Source organism: Gordonia alkanivorans NBRC 16433, assembly GCF_000225505.1.
In the GTDB taxonomy this organism is placed as follows: Bacteria; Actinomycetota; Actinomycetes; order Mycobacteriales; family Mycobacteriaceae; genus Gordonia; species Gordonia alkanivorans.
In genome coordinates this window covers 1-16,133 of the sequence record NZ_BACI01000046.1, presented here as the reverse complement: position 1 = coordinate 16,133, position 16,133 = coordinate 1, and the positions used below count along the sequence as shown (strand labels likewise).

Annotated in this window: 18 protein-coding genes; 9 read left to right on the top strand and 9 right to left on the bottom strand. The window is 67.2% G+C overall.

From position 1 onward, the window contains the following. The 8 genes from GOALK_RS06840 to GOALK_RS06805 form a co-directional block, all read right to left on the bottom strand. Nucleotides 1-1,191: a sensor histidine kinase gene (locus tag GOALK_RS06840; RefSeq protein ID WP_006358075.1), complete on the bottom strand. Its 1,191-nt coding sequence runs from the start codon at nucleotides 1,189-1,191 to the stop codon at nucleotides 1-3. 133 nt (nucleotides 1,192-1,324) lie between these two features. Then, the gene (locus GOALK_RS06835; RefSeq protein WP_006358074.1) at nucleotides 1,325-2,890 is read right to left on the bottom strand and encodes a polyamine aminopropyltransferase; all 1,566 of its coding nucleotides are present in this window, start codon (nucleotides 2,888-2,890) and stop codon (nucleotides 1,325-1,327) included. A gap of 13 nt (nucleotides 2,891-2,903) precedes the next feature. After that, nucleotides 2,904-3,329, bottom strand: coding sequence for a DUF350 domain-containing protein (locus tag GOALK_RS06830; RefSeq protein WP_006358073.1), 426 nt, complete (start codon nucleotides 3,327-3,329; stop codon nucleotides 2,904-2,906). Nucleotides 3,330-3,398: 69 nt separating this feature from the next. Then, a complete protein-coding gene (locus GOALK_RS06825) occupies nucleotides 3,399-3,959 on the bottom strand; it encodes a DUF4247 domain-containing protein (protein ID WP_006358072.1) in 561 nt (186 codons plus the stop codon). Continuing rightward, nucleotides 3,956-4,501, bottom strand: a complete 546-nt coding sequence (locus GOALK_RS06820) for a DUF2617 family protein (protein WP_006358071.1) — start codon at nucleotides 4,499-4,501, stop codon at nucleotides 3,956-3,958. The genes GOALK_RS06825 and GOALK_RS06820 overlap by 4 nt, the downstream gene beginning before the upstream one ends. Before the next feature lie 22 nt (nucleotides 4,502-4,523). Beyond that, nucleotides 4,524-5,159, bottom strand: a complete 636-nt coding sequence (locus GOALK_RS06815) for a DUF4178 domain-containing protein (RefSeq protein ID WP_006358070.1) — start codon at nucleotides 5,157-5,159, stop codon at nucleotides 4,524-4,526. A 174-nt stretch (nucleotides 5,160-5,333) separates the two neighbouring features. Beyond that, a complete protein-coding gene (gene paaZ / locus GOALK_RS06810) occupies nucleotides 5,334-7,373 on the bottom strand; it encodes a phenylacetic acid degradation bifunctional protein PaaZ (RefSeq protein ID WP_040004052.1) in 2,040 nt (679 codons plus the stop codon). 80 nt (nucleotides 7,374-7,453) lie between these two features. Further along, the gene (locus tag GOALK_RS06805) at nucleotides 7,454-8,065 is read right to left on the bottom strand and encodes a TetR/AcrR family transcriptional regulator (protein WP_035754951.1); all 612 of its coding nucleotides are present in this window, start codon (nucleotides 8,063-8,065) and stop codon (nucleotides 7,454-7,456) included. Nucleotides 8,066-8,178: 113 nt separating this feature from the next. On the opposite strand from GOALK_RS06805, the gene GOALK_RS06800 reads away from it, so the two are divergent. The 9 genes from GOALK_RS06800 (at nucleotide 8,179) to paaK (ending at nucleotide 15,796) form a co-directional block, all read left to right on the top strand. Next, the gene (locus tag GOALK_RS06800; protein ID WP_006358067.1) at nucleotides 8,179-8,910 is read left to right on the top strand and encodes an enoyl-CoA hydratase/isomerase family protein; all 732 of its coding nucleotides are present in this window, start codon (nucleotides 8,179-8,181) and stop codon (nucleotides 8,908-8,910) included. Beyond that, nucleotides 8,907-9,770, top strand: coding sequence for a 3-hydroxyacyl-CoA dehydrogenase family protein (locus GOALK_RS06795; RefSeq protein ID WP_006358066.1), 864 nt, complete (start codon nucleotides 8,907-8,909; stop codon nucleotides 9,768-9,770). The genes GOALK_RS06800 and GOALK_RS06795 overlap by 4 nt, the downstream gene beginning before the upstream one ends. Next, entirely contained in the window at nucleotides 9,767-10,546 is a 780-nt protein-coding gene (locus GOALK_RS06790; protein WP_006358065.1) for an enoyl-CoA hydratase-related protein, read from the top strand. The genes GOALK_RS06795 and GOALK_RS06790 overlap by 4 nt, the downstream gene beginning before the upstream one ends. A 76-nt stretch (nucleotides 10,547-10,622) precedes the next feature. Further along, the gene (gene paaA / locus GOALK_RS06785; RefSeq protein WP_006358064.1) at nucleotides 10,623-11,582 is read left to right on the top strand and encodes a 1,2-phenylacetyl-CoA epoxidase subunit PaaA; all 960 of its coding nucleotides are present in this window, start codon (nucleotides 10,623-10,625) and stop codon (nucleotides 11,580-11,582) included. A gap of 38 nt (nucleotides 11,583-11,620) precedes the next feature. Then, a complete protein-coding gene (paaB, locus tag GOALK_RS06780; RefSeq protein WP_035754913.1) occupies nucleotides 11,621-11,908 on the top strand; it encodes a 1,2-phenylacetyl-CoA epoxidase subunit PaaB in 288 nt (95 codons plus the stop codon). A 13-nt stretch (nucleotides 11,909-11,921) separates the two neighbouring features. Beyond that, nucleotides 11,922-12,839 (top strand): 1,2-phenylacetyl-CoA epoxidase subunit PaaC, encoded by a 918-nt coding sequence (gene paaC / locus GOALK_RS06775; protein ID WP_006358062.1) that lies wholly within the window; start codon nucleotides 11,922-11,924, stop codon nucleotides 12,837-12,839. A gap of 2 nt (nucleotides 12,840-12,841) precedes the next feature. Next, the gene (gene paaD, locus GOALK_RS06770; RefSeq protein WP_006358061.1) at nucleotides 12,842-13,363 is read left to right on the top strand and encodes a 1,2-phenylacetyl-CoA epoxidase subunit PaaD; all 522 of its coding nucleotides are present in this window, start codon (nucleotides 12,842-12,844) and stop codon (nucleotides 13,361-13,363) included. Between the two features lies 1 nt (nucleotide 13,364). Then, a complete protein-coding gene (gene paaE, locus GOALK_RS06765) occupies nucleotides 13,365-14,459 on the top strand; it encodes a 1,2-phenylacetyl-CoA epoxidase subunit PaaE (RefSeq protein ID WP_006358060.1) in 1,095 nt (364 codons plus the stop codon). Between the two features lie 20 nt (nucleotides 14,460-14,479). Continuing rightward, nucleotides 14,480-15,796: a phenylacetate--CoA ligase PaaK gene (paaK, locus tag GOALK_RS06760; RefSeq protein ID WP_006358059.1), complete on the top strand. Its 1,317-nt coding sequence runs from the start codon at nucleotides 14,480-14,482 to the stop codon at nucleotides 15,794-15,796. A 23-nt stretch (nucleotides 15,797-15,819) separates the two neighbouring features. On the opposite strand, the gene GOALK_RS06755 is transcribed toward paaK, so the two are convergent. Further along, the coding region (locus GOALK_RS06755; RefSeq protein ID WP_040004051.1) for a transcriptional regulator at nucleotides 15,820-16,133 on the bottom strand (314 nt) is incomplete at its 5' end.

Genomic DNA, 16,133 nt, shown 5'->3' with positions numbered 1-16,133 from the left:
TCAGGGTCGGATGCCCGCCCGGAACTTCGGTACCCGCATGCCCACCTTGGTGCCGGCACCCACGGCCGTCTCGACCACCAGTCCGTAGTCGTTGCCGAACGCGGCGCGGAGGCGATGGTCGACGTTGGTGAGCCCGACGTGCGCGCCCTCGCTGTGGTCCAACGCGTCGAGCGCGCCGCTGCGCAGGAGTTCGGGATCCATGCCGACGCCGTCGTCCTCGACGGTGATGACGCAGTCGGTGCCCTCGTCGGCCGCGGTGATGGTGATGGTGCCGCCACCCTTCGACGCGAGTCCGTGACGGACCGCGTTCTCCACGAGCGGCTGAAGCGCGAGGAACGGTACGACGACGTTCAGGACCTCCGGCGCGACGTGCAGCCTCACGTCGAGTGAGTTGCCGAAGCGGGCGCGTTCGAGGGTGAGGTAGCGGTCAATGTTGCGCAGTTCGTCGGCCAGCACGGTGTACTCGCCGCTCGCGCGGAACGAGTAGCGCGTGAAATCGGCGAAGTCGAGCACGAGTTCGCGGGCTCGGTCGGGGTCGGTGCGGACGAACGAGGCGATCGTGTTGAGGGCGTTGTAGATGAAGTGCGGGCTGATCTGCGCGCGGAGCGCGAGCACCTCCGCCCGGTCGAGGCGGGCGCGGGAGGCGTCGAGTTCGGCCAGTTCGATCTGGCTCGAGACGTAGCGGGCCACCTCGGCGACGGCACCGAGCATGCCCGGGCCAGGCCGGCGGGTCGTGGCGACGACGAGGACGCCGACACTGGCGTCGCCGGCGACGAGAGGCTGGGCGATGAGGGCCCGCACCGGCGACTCCGCGCCGCACGGGTCGGAGACCAGGACCCGACGCTGGTCGCCGGTCGCCGAAGCCGCTGCCCTGGCGGCCTCGCGCAGCATGTCGGGGTCCCAGATCTCGTCGTCGTCCGGGTCGTGGGCGAGCCGCCGCGGCTCGTCGTCGAACAGGGCGACGGCCTCGGCGGAGGTCAGCGTGCGCAGATGGGGGAGGGCTTCGGCCGCCGACTCCTCGGTGAGTCCGGTGCGCAGCGATCGCGCCGCCAATGACGCGGTGTGCAGCGCCATGTGCACCGTGCGTTCGGTGGGGGTGGTGACCTGACGCCGCGTCCGGACCAACGCGACGAGGCCGAGCACCATGACCAGCAGCAGGATCGACCCGATGATGGCCACGTCGCTCGACATGGTGTCACCCTAGTTGACACCATCGGTCACAAGCGGTGTCTTCGGTTGACGCCGCCGCTGGAACCGGGTGCGTGAGATGTCGCGAATCGTGTTGCCGCGCGCGACGATACGCGACATCTACGACGTGAACCGTTCAGTAGATCGCCCACTCGCCCTGTGCGTATCGCAGGATGCGCGGGTCCATCAGGGTCGACGGTGGCAGGTCGAGCGGTTGCCGATCGAGCGAGAAGACGGTCGCCGCGGTCAGCTGCTCCGGACTCAGGAATCGCAACGGCCCGGGAGCGTCGACCGTCGGGCTGATCGGCCCGTCGGCACCTGCGAGGTGAAAACCCCAGTCGCCGAATGCCGGGACGTCGACGTGGTACGGCGTGGCCGGCAGTCCGGCCTCCCTCATGGTGGAGGCGATGCACCAGAACGACTTCGGCGCGAAGTACGGCGAACCCGCCTGCACGACGACGCGACCGTGCTCGGCGAGGTGGGCGCGGACGAGTGCGTAGAACTCGGTGGAGTACAGCTTGGCGGTGGCGGAGTCGTCGGGATCGGGCATGTCGACGATGATCACGTCGAAACGTCGGTCCGTCTGACGCAACCAGCTGAAGGCGTCGGCGGTCACAACCTCGGCACGCCGATCGGTCATCGACCCCCGGTTGAGCGAGGTCAGGCGGGAGTCGGTGCGTGCCAGCCGGATCATCTCCGGGTCGAGTTCGACGAGGGTGACGTCGTGCGCGTCGGGGTATCGGAGGACCTCACGCAGCGCGAGGCCGTCGCCGCCGCCGAGCACGAGCACCGACGAGCGCTCACCCGACATCGCGGGATGGACGAGTGCCTCGTGATAGCGGTGCTCGTCGATCGACGAGAACTGCAGGTCGCCGTTCAGGTACAGCCGGGTGTCGGGGCCTGCGCCGGTGGATCGCTCGGTGATCACGATGTCCTGGTAGGCGCTCCGGGCGGCGGCCACGATCGGGTCGCGGTAGAGCGCCTGCCGGGCGGTCACCTCGAAACGGGCGGACAGCATCAATCCGGCCACGAGCGCCGCGACCACCGCCAGCGCTCCGGCGGACAGCAGGGCGAGTTGGCCGCGGCTCAACGACTTCCGGAAGATGACGAATACGAGGAAGCAGCCCGCCGCGGCGTTGACGAGTCCGACCACGAGTGCCCCGCGCAGCTGACCGAACAGCGGCAACAACAGGAACGGGAAGCAGAGACCGCCGAGCAACGCGCCGATGTAGTCGACGGCGAACATGTCCGCGACCGCCGCACCCGGCTCCTGGCGTCGAATCCGTTGCAGCAGCACCATCAGCAACGGGATCTCGGCCCCGATGAGGACGCCGAGGACGAAGGCCACCACGATGAGCGCCGGCGTGTAGAGCTCCAGGTAGGCGAAGGCGGCGTAGAGAGCCATCACCGACAGGCCGCCGAGGAGTGCGAGCAGTAGCTCGATGACCGCGAACGCGGCAACCGAGTGGGGTTGGAGCGGTTTCGCGGCGAGGGAGCCGACCCCCATGGCGAACACCATCACCGCGAGGACGATCGACGCCTGCGTCGCGGTGTTGCCGATCAGGAAGGACCCCAGGGACACCAGCGCCAGCTCGTACACCAGACCGCATGCGGCGCAGACGAACACCACGGCCAGCAGAGCGGACCGCGCGAAACGTGGCCGCGCGGAGAGCGGTTCGGTGGAGGTGTCCGTGAGTGTCACAGATGGAAAGTGGTCACAGGATGGAGGCGGCGATGATGACGGCGACCCCGATGTGGGCGACGCCCTGCACCCACACCGCCGGATGGCTTTCCGGGTTCACGAGGATCTCGCCGAGCTTGCCGGGGGTGAGCGCGTCGATGACCAGGAACGTCACGCTCATCACGATCAGGCCGATCGCCGAGTAGACCACCGTGTAGGTGAGGCCCTCGAGCAGCCGGCCCTCACTGGCGACGATGGCGGCGGTCACGATGATCGCCACCGCGAAGAGGTTGGAGCCGACCAGGATTCCGGCGTTGCGGTTGCGTTCGGCCCAGAGCTGGTGACGCAGCTTGCCGGGGGTCAGCAGATCGACGATGGCGAACGACAGGATCATCAGGATCACTCCGACACCCGCGTAGGCACCTGCGGCGTAGGCGTTCTCGGTCATGTCAGCGAGCATGGTCATCTCCGTGGGTTCGGGCCGTGGTTTCGGTCTGGGGGGATCGATCGCGAGAACTCTGGAGGGCAGTCATTTGCCGCCACCTCCGCTGCCGCCGCCGCGGTTGCTGCTCCCGCTGCCGGAATAACCCGGCGTCGGAACCCAGAAGGCGCCGACGTAGTTGTGGTACCGGTTGTAGCCCGACCGGTAGTCACGGCTCAGCATCACGCGGGTCTGGTTGGCGGCGTACGGGAACAGGGCGACCAGGTAGTCGGGGTACTGGAGGAACTGGGTGTCCGCGACATTGCCCGTTCCCGACGCGCCGGCGCGCTGATCGGTCGGGCGCTCGGCGTCGCGGATCTCCTCGGCCACCTCGGTGGGCGTTCCCTGCGCCACGTAGGCGTCCACATCGCCCTCGTCGAGGGCGATATCGCGTTCGTAGTTCTGCGAGATGTAGTCGCGCGCCGAGCCGCCCAGCCCGCCGCCACGCAGGGCACGCGCACCGCATGCACCGAGCAGCGCGAAGATCGTGATCACCACGATGACGCCGATGATGATGTTGCGGATGCGGTCGAGCCGGCGGCGCGGGTCGGGCTGCGACTGGCCGGGGGACGGGGGTGGGTAGTCGCCGGGAGGGGGCGGATCGGTCATGTGCGCGTCGCTCCGCGGTGGATCACGCTGGTCGTGATGACGACCTCACCGGCCTGCGGGTACGTGTGCCAGGTGTGCCACGAGATCTCCTCGGACGACGAGTCGGAGATGATCGCGGTCACCGCGTGGGGATCGCCGGGGAACACTCCCATCACGCTCGGTTTCCCCGACGTCATCTGTTCGGTGACGCGGACGCCGAGTTGTTCGATCAGCGCGGCCAACTGGTCGTCGGTGGCCCGCTCGACGCGGGAGCTGAAGAGATAGCCGCTCTCCTGGAATGTCTCGGGCAGCGCCGAGGTCACGTCGGGCAGGCACGCGACGGTCTCGCAGATGCGCTGGGCGCCGTCGTCGACGACGACCTGATGGCTCGCCCCCAGCAGACGGACCGACACCGTGATGCCGTCGATCTCACCGTCCTCCTGGGCGAGCGGCTCCTGGAGCGGGGCGTCGAGTGAGAAGCCGAGCTGGCCAGCGCTCGTGTCGGCGTATGCGACGGAGAGTCGGGCGACGGACGCACCGGGTTCGTCGGGCTGTTCTGACATGTGTCTCGCAGTCCTTCGTCGCTCAGATGTTCTGATCAGAGGGGTTGCTGGGGAAGATGCGGTAGTCGGCACGGGTGAGAAGTTCGCCGCGCGCGCATTCCCAGCCGCTGCCGTAGTCCTCGAAGGACAAGCGTTCGTCGCCGGCCTGGTAGTCGTGGTACGCCATCCGGCCCGACGCCGCGACGCCGGTGGTGCCCGCCGAGGTGAACCGGGCGCTGCCGGCCTCCTCGGAGTGGTAGCGGCGGCCGTCGACCTCGACCGTGTCGGGTCCGGGCTCGACGACGACGCCGGACAGTTCATGCCACAGCACGACCTCGAGGTCGGGATCGTCCTCGACCGAAATCCAGGCCTTGGTGCCGAGTCCGGTGTCGAGGAAGTTCTCGGTCCAGACGTATCCGTCCTGGGTCAGCCGCACCGTGCCGCGTACCGCATAGGTCTCGCCTCGTAACTCCACGAGGTCGCCCGGTTTCAGTTGGCGCGGGTCGCCGTAGACGGAGTCGTCGTCGGCCGAGGAGAACGGATCTCCGGGCCGGTACGTGCGGTTGCGCAGGGCGTCCGCCTCGGCCTGCCGGGCCTTGCGGTTGCCCAGGTAGCTGAAGATGACGACCACCGCGATGATCGCGAGGAGTGCCACGACGATGATCAGCAGGAACTCCACTCCGCCGACCCTAGTCGACCGATGGGTCTCCTGAGGTCACTCGTCGGTGATACGGATGACGAGGGGCTGTGGATGACATCGGTTGGTGCGGAGGTGTCCGTCAGGGCCGTCCGATCTGTGCGACAGCCTCCTCGGTGTCGGGGGGCTGTCCGTAACAGACGGCGATGCGCACGCTCATTGCCGTGCCCCCTTGGCAACAAGGGTCAGGACGTCGTAGGTGGCGACGATGTCGTCGTTCTGGTTGGTCACCAACGCATCCCAGCGCACCTCGCCGTAGTCGGCGCTCGGACGTGGGGTCAGCTCCTTGGCGGTGAGAGTGACGGTGAGGCTGTCGCCTGCCTTGACCGGGGTGAGGAATCGGAGAGTGTCGACGCCGAAGTTGGCCAGCACCGGACCGGGATTCGGTTCGACGAACAACCCCGCGGCCAGGGACACCACAAGATAGCCGTGGGCGACGATGCCGCCGAAAAGGGGATTGGCCGCGGCCGCCCGGGCGTCTGTGTGCGCATAGAACGTGTCGCCGGTGAACTCGGCGAAGTGGCTGATGTCGGCGAGCGTCACCTGTCGTGGACCACCGACGACGGTATCCCCGATTCGCAACTCCGCCAGATTTTTCCGGAACGGATGGACATCACCGAGGTGGCGCTGCGACCCGGTGACCCAGCTGTTGCCGACCGCGGCGAGTACATCGGGTGTGCCCTGGACGGCGGTGCGCTGCATATGATGCAGCACGCCGCGGATGCCGCCGAGTTCCTCACCGCCACCGGCGCGACCGGGTCCGCCGTGCACCAGGACCGGCAGAGGAGACCCGTGTCCGGTCGACTCCCGGGCGTCCTCGCTGTTCAGCACCAGTATGCGTCCGTGGTAGGGCGCGAGGCCCAGAACGATCTCCTGTGCCACACCGGAGTCTTTGGTGACCAGCGAGGCCACGAGGCTGCCCTGTCCGCGGGCCGCGAGTGCGATGGCGTCGGCGGTGTCGGCGTAGCCGATGACGGTCGAGACCGGACCGAACGCTTCGATGTCGTGGGGCTCGTCCGCATTGTTTCCGTTGGCGCGCAGCAGGATAGGGGAGATGAAGGCGCCGGACTCGGTGCCGGTGCCGACGGCATCGACGTGTTCGGGGTCGCCGAAGACGATCTCGGCGGACTTGGTGAGACCCCGAACGGAGGTGCGGACCTCTTCGCGTTGCGCGAGACTCGCGAGGGGGCCCATCGTGACCCCGTCGGCACGGGGGTCGCCGACCACGACCCTCGCCAGAAGCGCGCTGGTGGCGTCGATGACGGCATCCACGCGGTTTGCCGGGACGAGGGCGCGCCGGATCGCGGTACACTTCTGGCCGGCCTTCACGGTCATCTCGGTCACGAGTTGCTCTACGAACAGGTCGAATTCGGGATCATCAACGGCAACATCGGGTCCCAGAATCGATGCGTTGAGTGAGTCGGCCTCGGCGGTGAAGCGGGTTCCGGCGGCGACGATGCCCGGGTGTGAGCGCAACAATGCGGCCGTCGCGGCCGAACCGGTGAACGCGACCGTGTCCTGTCCGTCGAGATGATCGAGCAGATCATGTGTGCTGCCGCAGATCAGCTGGATCGATCCCTCGGGCATGATGCCGCTCTCGATGATCCGGCGGACGACGAGCTCGGTCAGGTAGGCGGTTTGACTGGCGGGCTTGATGATCGACGGGACACCCGCGATGAACGCGGGTGCGAGTTTCTCCAGGAAACCCCAGACCGGGAAGTTGAAGGCGTTGATCTGTACGGACACCCCGCGGCGCGGGGTGTAGATGTGTCGTCCGAGGAAGGTGCCGTTTTTGCCGAGTCGTTCCACGTCGCCATCGAGATAGACGCTGTCGTTGGGCAGTTCGCGACGGGCCTTGCTCGCGTAGCTGAGTACCGTGCCGATGCCGCCGTCGATGTCGACCGCTGAATCCCGCGTCGTCGCGCCGGTGGAGGTGGACAGCTCGTAGAACTCCTCTTTGCCCGCCATGAGGGTGAGTCCGAGTTGTTTGAGCAGCCCGGCACGCTCGTGGAAGGTCAGGCTGCGCAATGCGGGGCCGCCGACCGCCCGGGCGTGGGCGACCATCCCCGCCACGTCCAGTCCCGACGACGAGATGCGCGCGACGTCGCTGCCGTCCACCGCGCTCGTCACCACCGTTCCCGCGTCGTCAGCGGTGAACCATCGTCCTTGCGCGTAGCTCTCGAGCAGTCTGGTCACATCAACTCCATCCACCGTACGTTCGGTCGGTTATTACCTTCACCGGGAGGATGACGAGTTGTCAAGAGGGGGTGTGGGCGTCAGCTACGACGGAGGCCGTCGAAGGTCAGTGCGACGACGGCATCGCCGAGCTCGGTGGCCGAGCCGCCGGACCGGGGGCGGTACCACTCGATGAGTGAGTTCACGGTGCCGAAGAGCAGGCGCGCGACCAGTGCGGGGTCGATCTCGGGGTTGAGGTCGCCTTCGTCGGCTGCCGCCGAGACGAGCTCGGAGACGAATGCGTCGAACTCGCGCCGGCGGGCCATCGCGCGGCGTTCGACCGCGGAGTTGCCGCGAACCCGCAACAGCAGGGTGACGTACGGGAGCTCGGCCACCAGAATGTCGACACTGCGTCTGACCAGGTATTCCAGCCGGTCGATGTAGCGACCCTCGGTCGCGCGGGCCTCGACGGTGACAGCGAACAACGCGTTGAGGGCGCGGTTCAACGCCAACTCCAGGAGTTCTTCCTTTCCTGCCACGTGGTGGTAGATCGAGGACTTGCTGATGCCGAGGCGCTCCGCAAGGGCGTCCATGCTGGTGCCGTCGTAGCCCTTGTCGTTGAACACCTTGACCGCCACCGCGAGGAGTGAGTCGAGGTCGTACCCGGGTCGGCCCGGCCGACCGGTCTTGCGGGGGGCGCGAGTGCTGGCCATGTCGATCATCTTGTCATCTCGTCCCGCATGCATCGGTCAGCCGGGCGAGCGTCGGGGTATTGATTACCGACCGAAAGGTTGGTTACTGTTGCGACACCACGGAAGGAGTCCAGATGCCCGATGCGCACACCGTCGAGGTCGAGGAGCGCGATGACCGATTCGTCGTGACGCTTGACCGGCCCGCTCGACGCAACGCCATCAATGCCGCGATGGTCGCCGAACTGCACGACGCGTGCGCCCGGATCGAGCGTGACCCCAAGCCGCTCGTGCTGATGGGCCGCGGTGACGACTTCGCCGGCGGCGCCGACATCGCCGAACTCCGCGACCGTCGCCGCGAGGACGCCCTGGCCGGTATCAACCGGTCGCTGTTCGATCGCGTCGCATCGCTGCCGCTGCCTACGGTCGCCGCGGTGAGCGGCCGCGCCCTCGGTGGGGGCGCGGAGCTGTCCTACGCCTGTGACATCCGGATCGCCACGTCGACCGCGGTGTTCGGCAACCCCGAGCCCGGGCTCGGCATCCTCGCGGCCGCGGGGGCGAGCTACCGGCTGCCGGCCCTGGTCGGCATGTCGGTGGCCAAGCAGGTGCTCCTCGGCGGGCTCACTCTCGACGCGGTGGCCGCGCGGGAGGTCGGGCTCGTTGCGGAGATCGCCGATGATCACGTTGCCGCCGCGCACCGGCTCATCGACCGGATCGTTCGGCAGTCGTCGCTGGCGCTGAGGCTGACCAAGACCATTCTCGATGCGGCGGGGACGCATTCATGGGCCGACGACATCGCGCAGGCGGTTCTTTTCGAGACCGAGGACAAGCAGGAGCGGATGACCGCCTTCCTGGAGAGGAAACGATGACCGAGATTCCCGCACGCGTCGGAGTGGTGGGCGGTGGCCGTATGGGTGCGGGGATCGCGCAGGTGTTCGCGACGCTCGGGTCGGCAGTGACCCTCGTCGAGACCGCCGACCGGCAGGCCGCACTGGACCGCGTCGTGGCCGGGCTGCGTCGTGCAGACGAGCGTGACAAGCTCGACGGTCGAGACGTCGACGAGGTGGCGGGCCGGGTGTCCACGGCCGCCGCGGTTCACGACCTGGCCAGGGACACCGACCTCGTGGTGGAGGCGGTCCCCGAGGTGCCGGCCCTCAAAGTCGCCGTCCTGACGGCCGTCGAGGTTGCGGTGGGGACGCGGACTGTCATCGCCTCCAACACGAGTTCCATCTCCATCGCCGAACTGGGCGCCGCACTCACCGATCCAAGCCGATTCGTCGGTATGCACTTCTTCAACCCCGTGCCGGCCTCGTCCCTGGTGGAGATCGTACGGTCGCCGACGACCTCGACGTCTGCCGTGGACGTGGTCCGCCGATGGGTGGCCATGCTCGGGAAATCAGAGGTCCTGGTGAATGATTCGCCAGGCTTCGCCACGAGCCGGCTGGGGGTTTGCCTGGGGCTCGAGGCAATTCGGATGCTGGAGGACGGCATCGCGGACGCCGAGTCGATCGACCGCGCGATGGAACTGGGATATCGGCATCCGATGGGCCCGTTGCGTTCCACCGACCTCGTCGGTCTCGACGTGCGTCTGGCCATCGCCGAACACCTCGAAGGCACCTTGGGTGGTCGATTCTCGCCGCCACAGTTGTTGCGTGACAAAGTCGCCCGCGGCCACCTCGGACGTAAGTCCGGCCGCGGGTTCCACGAGTGGGAAGGCTCGACATCATGACCGTGACCATCGACATCGCCGACGGGCTCGCGACCCTGACCCTGGCTCGCGCGCAGGCGAACAACGCACTGGATGCCGCGACCAAGGTCGCCTTCCTGGACGCGGTGGCCGCGGCGGCTGACGACTCGTCCGTCCGGGCAGTCCTCCTCACCGCGGAGGGGAGGAACTTCTGTGTCGGACAGGATCTCGCTGAACATCTCATCGCGCTCGAGTCAGACCCGGCGACCGCGATGAACACGGTGGCCGAGCACTACAACCCGCTGGTGCGTGCCCTGGCGGCGCTGCGGGTGCCGGTGGTGTCAGCGATTCCCGGTGCGTGCGTGGGCGCGGGCTGGGGTCTGGCGCTGGCCACCGACATCCGTATCGCTGGCGGCAAGACCTCGTTCGCGACCGCGTTCAGCGGCATCGCCCTCGCGAGCGATTCTGGCCTCAGTTACTCGCTGGTGCAGCGTCTCGGTGCCGACCGCGCCCGCGCTCTGCTGCTCCTCGGCGAGAAGATCGGTGCGCAACAGGCGTTGGACTGGGGTCTGGTCCACCGGGTCGTCGACGACGAGGACGTCGTCGACGTCGCTCGGGAGATCGCCCGTGCCCTGTCGGAGGGCCCGACCGCGGCCTACCGCGAGATCAAATCGCTCGTGGCCGCATCGGCCGACGGCCTCGACGCCGCACTCGATCGTGAGCTCGACGCGCAGGTCAGGCTGGGCGCCGGCGCCGATCATCGAGCCGCCGTGTCGGCGTTCGTCGCCAAGGATAAGCCGGTCTTCATCGGGTCCTGAGACCGGATCGGTTGTGCCCGGCTCACTGCCATACACACTAATCCCGACTGAACAGTCGGTTTTGAAAGCAGAGTGAATGACCACGTCAAAAGCCATAACCTACGACGATTCCGCTCGCCTTGACGAGTTCGACCGGACGGTGGCGGACGACCTGAGGATCGAGCCGCGGGACTGGATGCCCGATGGCTACCGCAAGACCCTGGTTCGCCAGATCGCCCAGCACGCGCATTCGGAGATCATCGGCATGCAGCCCGAGGGCAACTGGCTCACCCGGGCGCCGTCTCTGCGGCGCAAAGCGATCCTCATGGCGAAAGTCCAGGACGAAGCCGGTCACGGCCTCTACCTGTACTCGGCCGCCGAGACGCTGGGTGTCGAGCGGGCCGACCTCACCGAGAAGCTGATCGAGGGCAAGCAGAAGTACTCGTCGATCTTCAACTATCCAACCCTCACCTTTGCCGACGTCGGCACCATCGGGTGGCTGGTCGACGGAGCCGCCATCTGCAATCAGGTTCCGTTGTGCCGCAGCTCCTTCGGCCCGTACGCGCGCGCCATGATCCGGGTGTGCAAGGAGGAGTCCTTCCATCAGCGGCAGGGTTACGAACTGCTCTCGACCATGATGCGCGGGACCGATGCGCAGCGCGCGATGGTCCAGGAGTCGGTGGATCGCTGGTGGTGGCCCGCGCTGATGATGTTCGGCCCGCCCGACGACCGATCGCCGAACACCGAGCAGTCGATGAAGTGGCGGATCAAGCGACACACCAACGATGAACTGCGCCAGCGGTTCGTCGACATGAGCGTGCCGCAGGCCGAGGCGCTCGGCGTGACCTTTCCCGACCCGGACCTCATCTGGAATCCCGACCGCGGAGCCTACGACTTCGGTGAACCGGACTGGAGTGAGTTCACCGAGGTCATCAAGGGCAACGGCGCGGCGAACGCCGAGCGCCTCGCCAATCGCCGAGCCGCACACGAGAACGGCGCATGGGTGCGCGAGGCCGCCATGGCCTTCGCCGCACGTGGACAGGAGGACACACGGTGAAAGACCACACGACGAGGGACCACACGACGAGGGACCGCATGGTGAGGGCGGACTGGCCGCTGTACGAGGTGTTCCTGCGAGGCAAGCGCGGACTGAACCACGTGCACGTCGGCTCGCTGCACGCCGCAGACGGCGAGATGGCGTTGCGGCATGCACGCGATGTCTACACACGCCGCAATGAGGGAGTGAGCATCTGGGTGGTGCCCTCGACCGCGGTGGTGGCGTCGAGTCCGTCGGAGAAGGACCCGTTCTTCGACCCCAGCGGTGACAAGGTCTACCGGCATCCGACGTTCTACGAGATCCCCGACAACGTCCCCCACATGTGAGGTTGCAGGACAGATGACAGATCACGAGAGCGCCTACGACGGCCTCGTCGACGAGGACTCGCACGGGCAGTGGGCTTTCGGCACCAGCTTCGACGACCCGCTCGCCGGCGTGGACACCACGGTCCCTGCAGACATCTACCCGAGCACACTTGCGGAGTACTGTCTGATGCTCGGTGACGACGCACTGATCAGTTCGCAGCGGCTGACGCAATGGGCCACTCGCGCACCTGAACTCGAGGAAGAGGTCGCACTGGCGAACATCGGTCTCGACCTCCTCGGCCAGGCCCGGTTGCTACTCGCACGGGCCGCGGCCGCCGACCCGAAGGTGGTCCCGGTCATCTCCGAGACCTCCCCGGCGCCCGTCGAGGACGCGCTCGCCTTCTTCCGTGACGAAACGGCCTTCCGCAACGTTCGGCTCGTCGAACTGGACAACGGGGACTTCGCGGTGTCGATCGTCCGCCTGCTGGTGTTCACCACCTGGCGGTTGGCGATCTTCGACCGGCTCCGCATGTCCCGCGACCCGGTGCTCGCTGCCGTGGCGCAGAAGGGCGTCAAAGAACTTACGTACCACCGCGACTACGCGGCGCGCTGGACGGTCACACTCGCGTGCGGCACCGCCGAGTCACGGCGTCGTGTCCGCGAAGCGCTCGTGCGGGTGTGGCCATACGTCGAGGAACTCTTCCGGCCGACCGGCGAAGAGATCACCCTGGCCTCAGCCGGGGTGGGCGTCGACCCGCGGACCGTCCGGGACGAGTTCGACGCGGTCGTCGATCGGGTCCTGCACGCCGCCGAACTCGATCGTCCCGCGGGCGGTTCCGTCGGCACAGTGGGGGGCCGCGAAGGGCGGCGCGGCCTGCACACCGAGGCGATGGGCCTGGTGCTGGCCGAAATGCAGAGCGTCGCCCGCGCACACCCCGAAGGTGTGTGGTGAGCATGACCGGAGCGCTGAGCGAGACCGGCGCGGAGACCGCGCGGGAGATCGTCGCATCGGTCACCGACCCGGAGATGCCGATGCTGACTCTCGCGGACCTCGGCGTCCTGCGCGACGTGGAGATCGACGACGACGGTTCGGTGGTCGTGACGATCACCCCGACCTACTCGGGTTGTCCCGCGATCGCGACCATGCGCGACGACATCGAGTACACCCTTGCGCAAGAGGGTTTCTCACGCGTCGCGGTGCGCACACAGCTGCAGCCCTCGTGGTCGACCGACTGGATCTCGCCGGAGGGTCGGCAGAAGCTGGCCGAGAGCGGGTACTCGGTTCCCGGCGCGGTCACCTCACGTCCGAGCGGACCGATTCCGCTCACCCTCACCGCACGCCCCCGGGCCCTGACGTGCCCCCGATGTGGTTCCCCTCACACCCAACTCGTCTCGGAGTTCGGCGCGACGCTGTGTAAGGCGCAGTACCGCTGTCGCGGTTGCCTGGAGCCCTTCGATCATGTGAAGGAGATCTGACATGACCAGCACCGCCGAGGCGGTCGTCTCACCGTCGCGCACCAGGTCGTTCCACAGCCTGACCGTGGCCGATGTCGAGAAACTCTGCGACGATGCCGTAGCTGTCCGCTTCGAGGTCCCCGCCGACCTCGCCGCGGACTATGACTTCCGTCCGGGACAGTCGCTCACGCTGCGGCGCTTCGTCGACGGCGTCGAGCATCGCCGCTCGTACTCGATCTGCGCGCCCACCGGTGCCGCGCCCCGGATCGGGGTTCGCGAGGTCGCCGACGGACTCTTCTCCAGCTGGCTGGTGCGCGACGTGCGGTCCGGCGACCGCATCGACGTCGCGCCGCCGGCCGGGTCGTTCGTCGCCGATGCTGCGGCAGGCGGTCGGCATGTGCTCATCGCCGCGGGTTCGGGGATCACGCCGATGCTGTCGATCGCCGCGTCGGTCCTGGACAACCCGGACGCACAGGTGATCCTGCTCTACGGCAACCGGCGCACGAGGTCGGTCATGTTCGCCGAGGAGATCGCCGACCTGAAGGACCGGTTCGGCGCACGGTTCGAAGTTATCCACGTGCTGTCCCGCGAACCGCGTGAGGTGGAACTGTTCAGCGGCAGGCTCGATGCGGATCGACTGCGCACGATCCTGGACACCCTGGTCCCGATTCCCGACATCGACCACTTCTGGCTGTGCGGACCCTACGGAATGGTGACCGATGCCCGAGATGCGTTGAGTGTCAGGGGCGTCGCGGGAGATCAGGTCCACTTCGAGCTGTTCTACGTCGACGACGTTCCGCCGCCGCAGGAGACGCACCGCGAGCCCGGTGTCACCGGACCGAGCAGCGATGTCACCATCGTCCTCGACGGCCGATCGGTCAGCGGACGACTGTCGCGAGAGGTATCGATCCTTGACGCGGGCGAACAGTTGCGCTCGGACCTGCCGTTCGCGTGCAAGGGTGGAGTTTGCGGAACGTGCCGGGCCATGGTGACCCTCGGCGAGGTCGACATGCGGCGCAACTATGCTCTCGAAAATTCCGAGGTGGCAGACGGATTCGTCCTCACCTGCCAGACTTTCCCTGTCAGCGACAGCGTCACTGTCGACTTCGACGCCTGACACGATCCTGGAGTACGACGATGACCAGCACCCTTTCTCGACCCACCGCGGAGCGTCCCGAGTCGAACCTGGAGTTCGCCTCTCGTGACGAGATCGCGGCAACTCAGCTCGCACGGCTCAAGTGGTCGTTGCAGCACGCCTACGACAAGGTCCCGCATTACCGCGCGGCGTTCGACTCACGAGGTGTGCGCCCCGACGACCTGCAGGAACTGTCCGACCTGCGACTGTTTCCCTTGACTGCGAAAAACGATCTGCGGGAGAACTATCCGTTCGGAATGCTGGCGGTACCGCACGAGCAGGTATCGCGGATCCACGCGTCATCGGGTACCACCGGCCGGCCGACGGTGGTCGGGTACACCGCCGGCGACCTGGACACCTGGGCGGACCTGGTGGCCCGCAGCCTGCGTGCAGGCGGCGTGCGGCCGGGGGACAAGGTGCATGTCGCATACGGGTATGGACTGTTCACCGGCGGTCTCGGCGCCCACTACGGCGCAGAACGTCTGGGTTGCACGGTGATCCCCATGTCGGGAGGGATGACCGAACGACAGATCCAATTGATCGAGGACTTCCGGCCGGACGCGATCATGGTGACGCCGTCGTACATGCTGACGATCGTCGACGCGATGCTCGCCAGGGGAATCGACCCGGCCACGACCTCGCTGCGCACCGGAGTCTTCGGTGCCGAGCCGTGGACCGAACAGATGCGTAGCGAACTCGAGCAGCAGCTCGGGATGGACGCGGTCGACATCTACGGTCTCTCGGAGGTGATGGGGCCCGGGGTTGCGCAGGAATGTGTGGAAACCAAAGACGGACTGCATATCTGGGAAGATCACTTCTATCCCGAGATCATCGATCCGATGACCGGTGAGGTGCTTCCCGACGGGGAGGAGGGCGAGCTGGTGTTCACCTCTCTCACCAAGGAGGCGATGCCGATCATCCGGTACCGTACCCGAGATCTGACCAGGTTGCTCCCCGGAACCGCGCGTTCCATGCGCCGTATGCAGAAGGTCACCGGCCGGACCGACGACATGATCATCCTGCGCGGGGTGAATCTGTTCCCCACCCAGATCGAGGAACTCATCCTGAATGTCCCGATGCTGGCCCCACAGTTCCAGTGCGTGCTGGAACGGCCCGGACGCATGGATCAGTTGACGGTGAAAGTCGAGTGCCGCCATGACGTTTCCGGCGACCACCGCGGAACGGCAGCCGTCGAGCTGCAGTCGCTGATCAAGGACCGGATCGGCGTCACAGTGGCGGTGGACGTCGTCGAATCCGGTGCCCTGTTCCGCTCGACGGGCAAGGCCAAGCGACTCGTGGACAACCGTCCCCAGGGCTGAGTAACCAGCTCCCGGGCGAGGAGTCACGAATGCCGTGCAGGCGTGCGTGACTCCTCGGTCCGGGTCGATGCCGCGACAGCTCTGCGCAACTCGGTGATGACGGACGACGTGTCGGAGTTCCGGGTGCAGAGGGACAACGGGCACGAGGGCACGTCGTCGACCGGGACGAAGGCCACGCCGGGGTTCCGGTAGCTCTGCGCCACGAACTGCCCGGTGATGGAAACGGCCTGGCCGGCCGCCACCACCTCCAGCAGTTCGTCCATGGTGCGGACCGACGGCCCGTATCGCACGACTGCGCCACTCGGCCGTGGATCGCAGGCCCACCAGCGCACCCAAA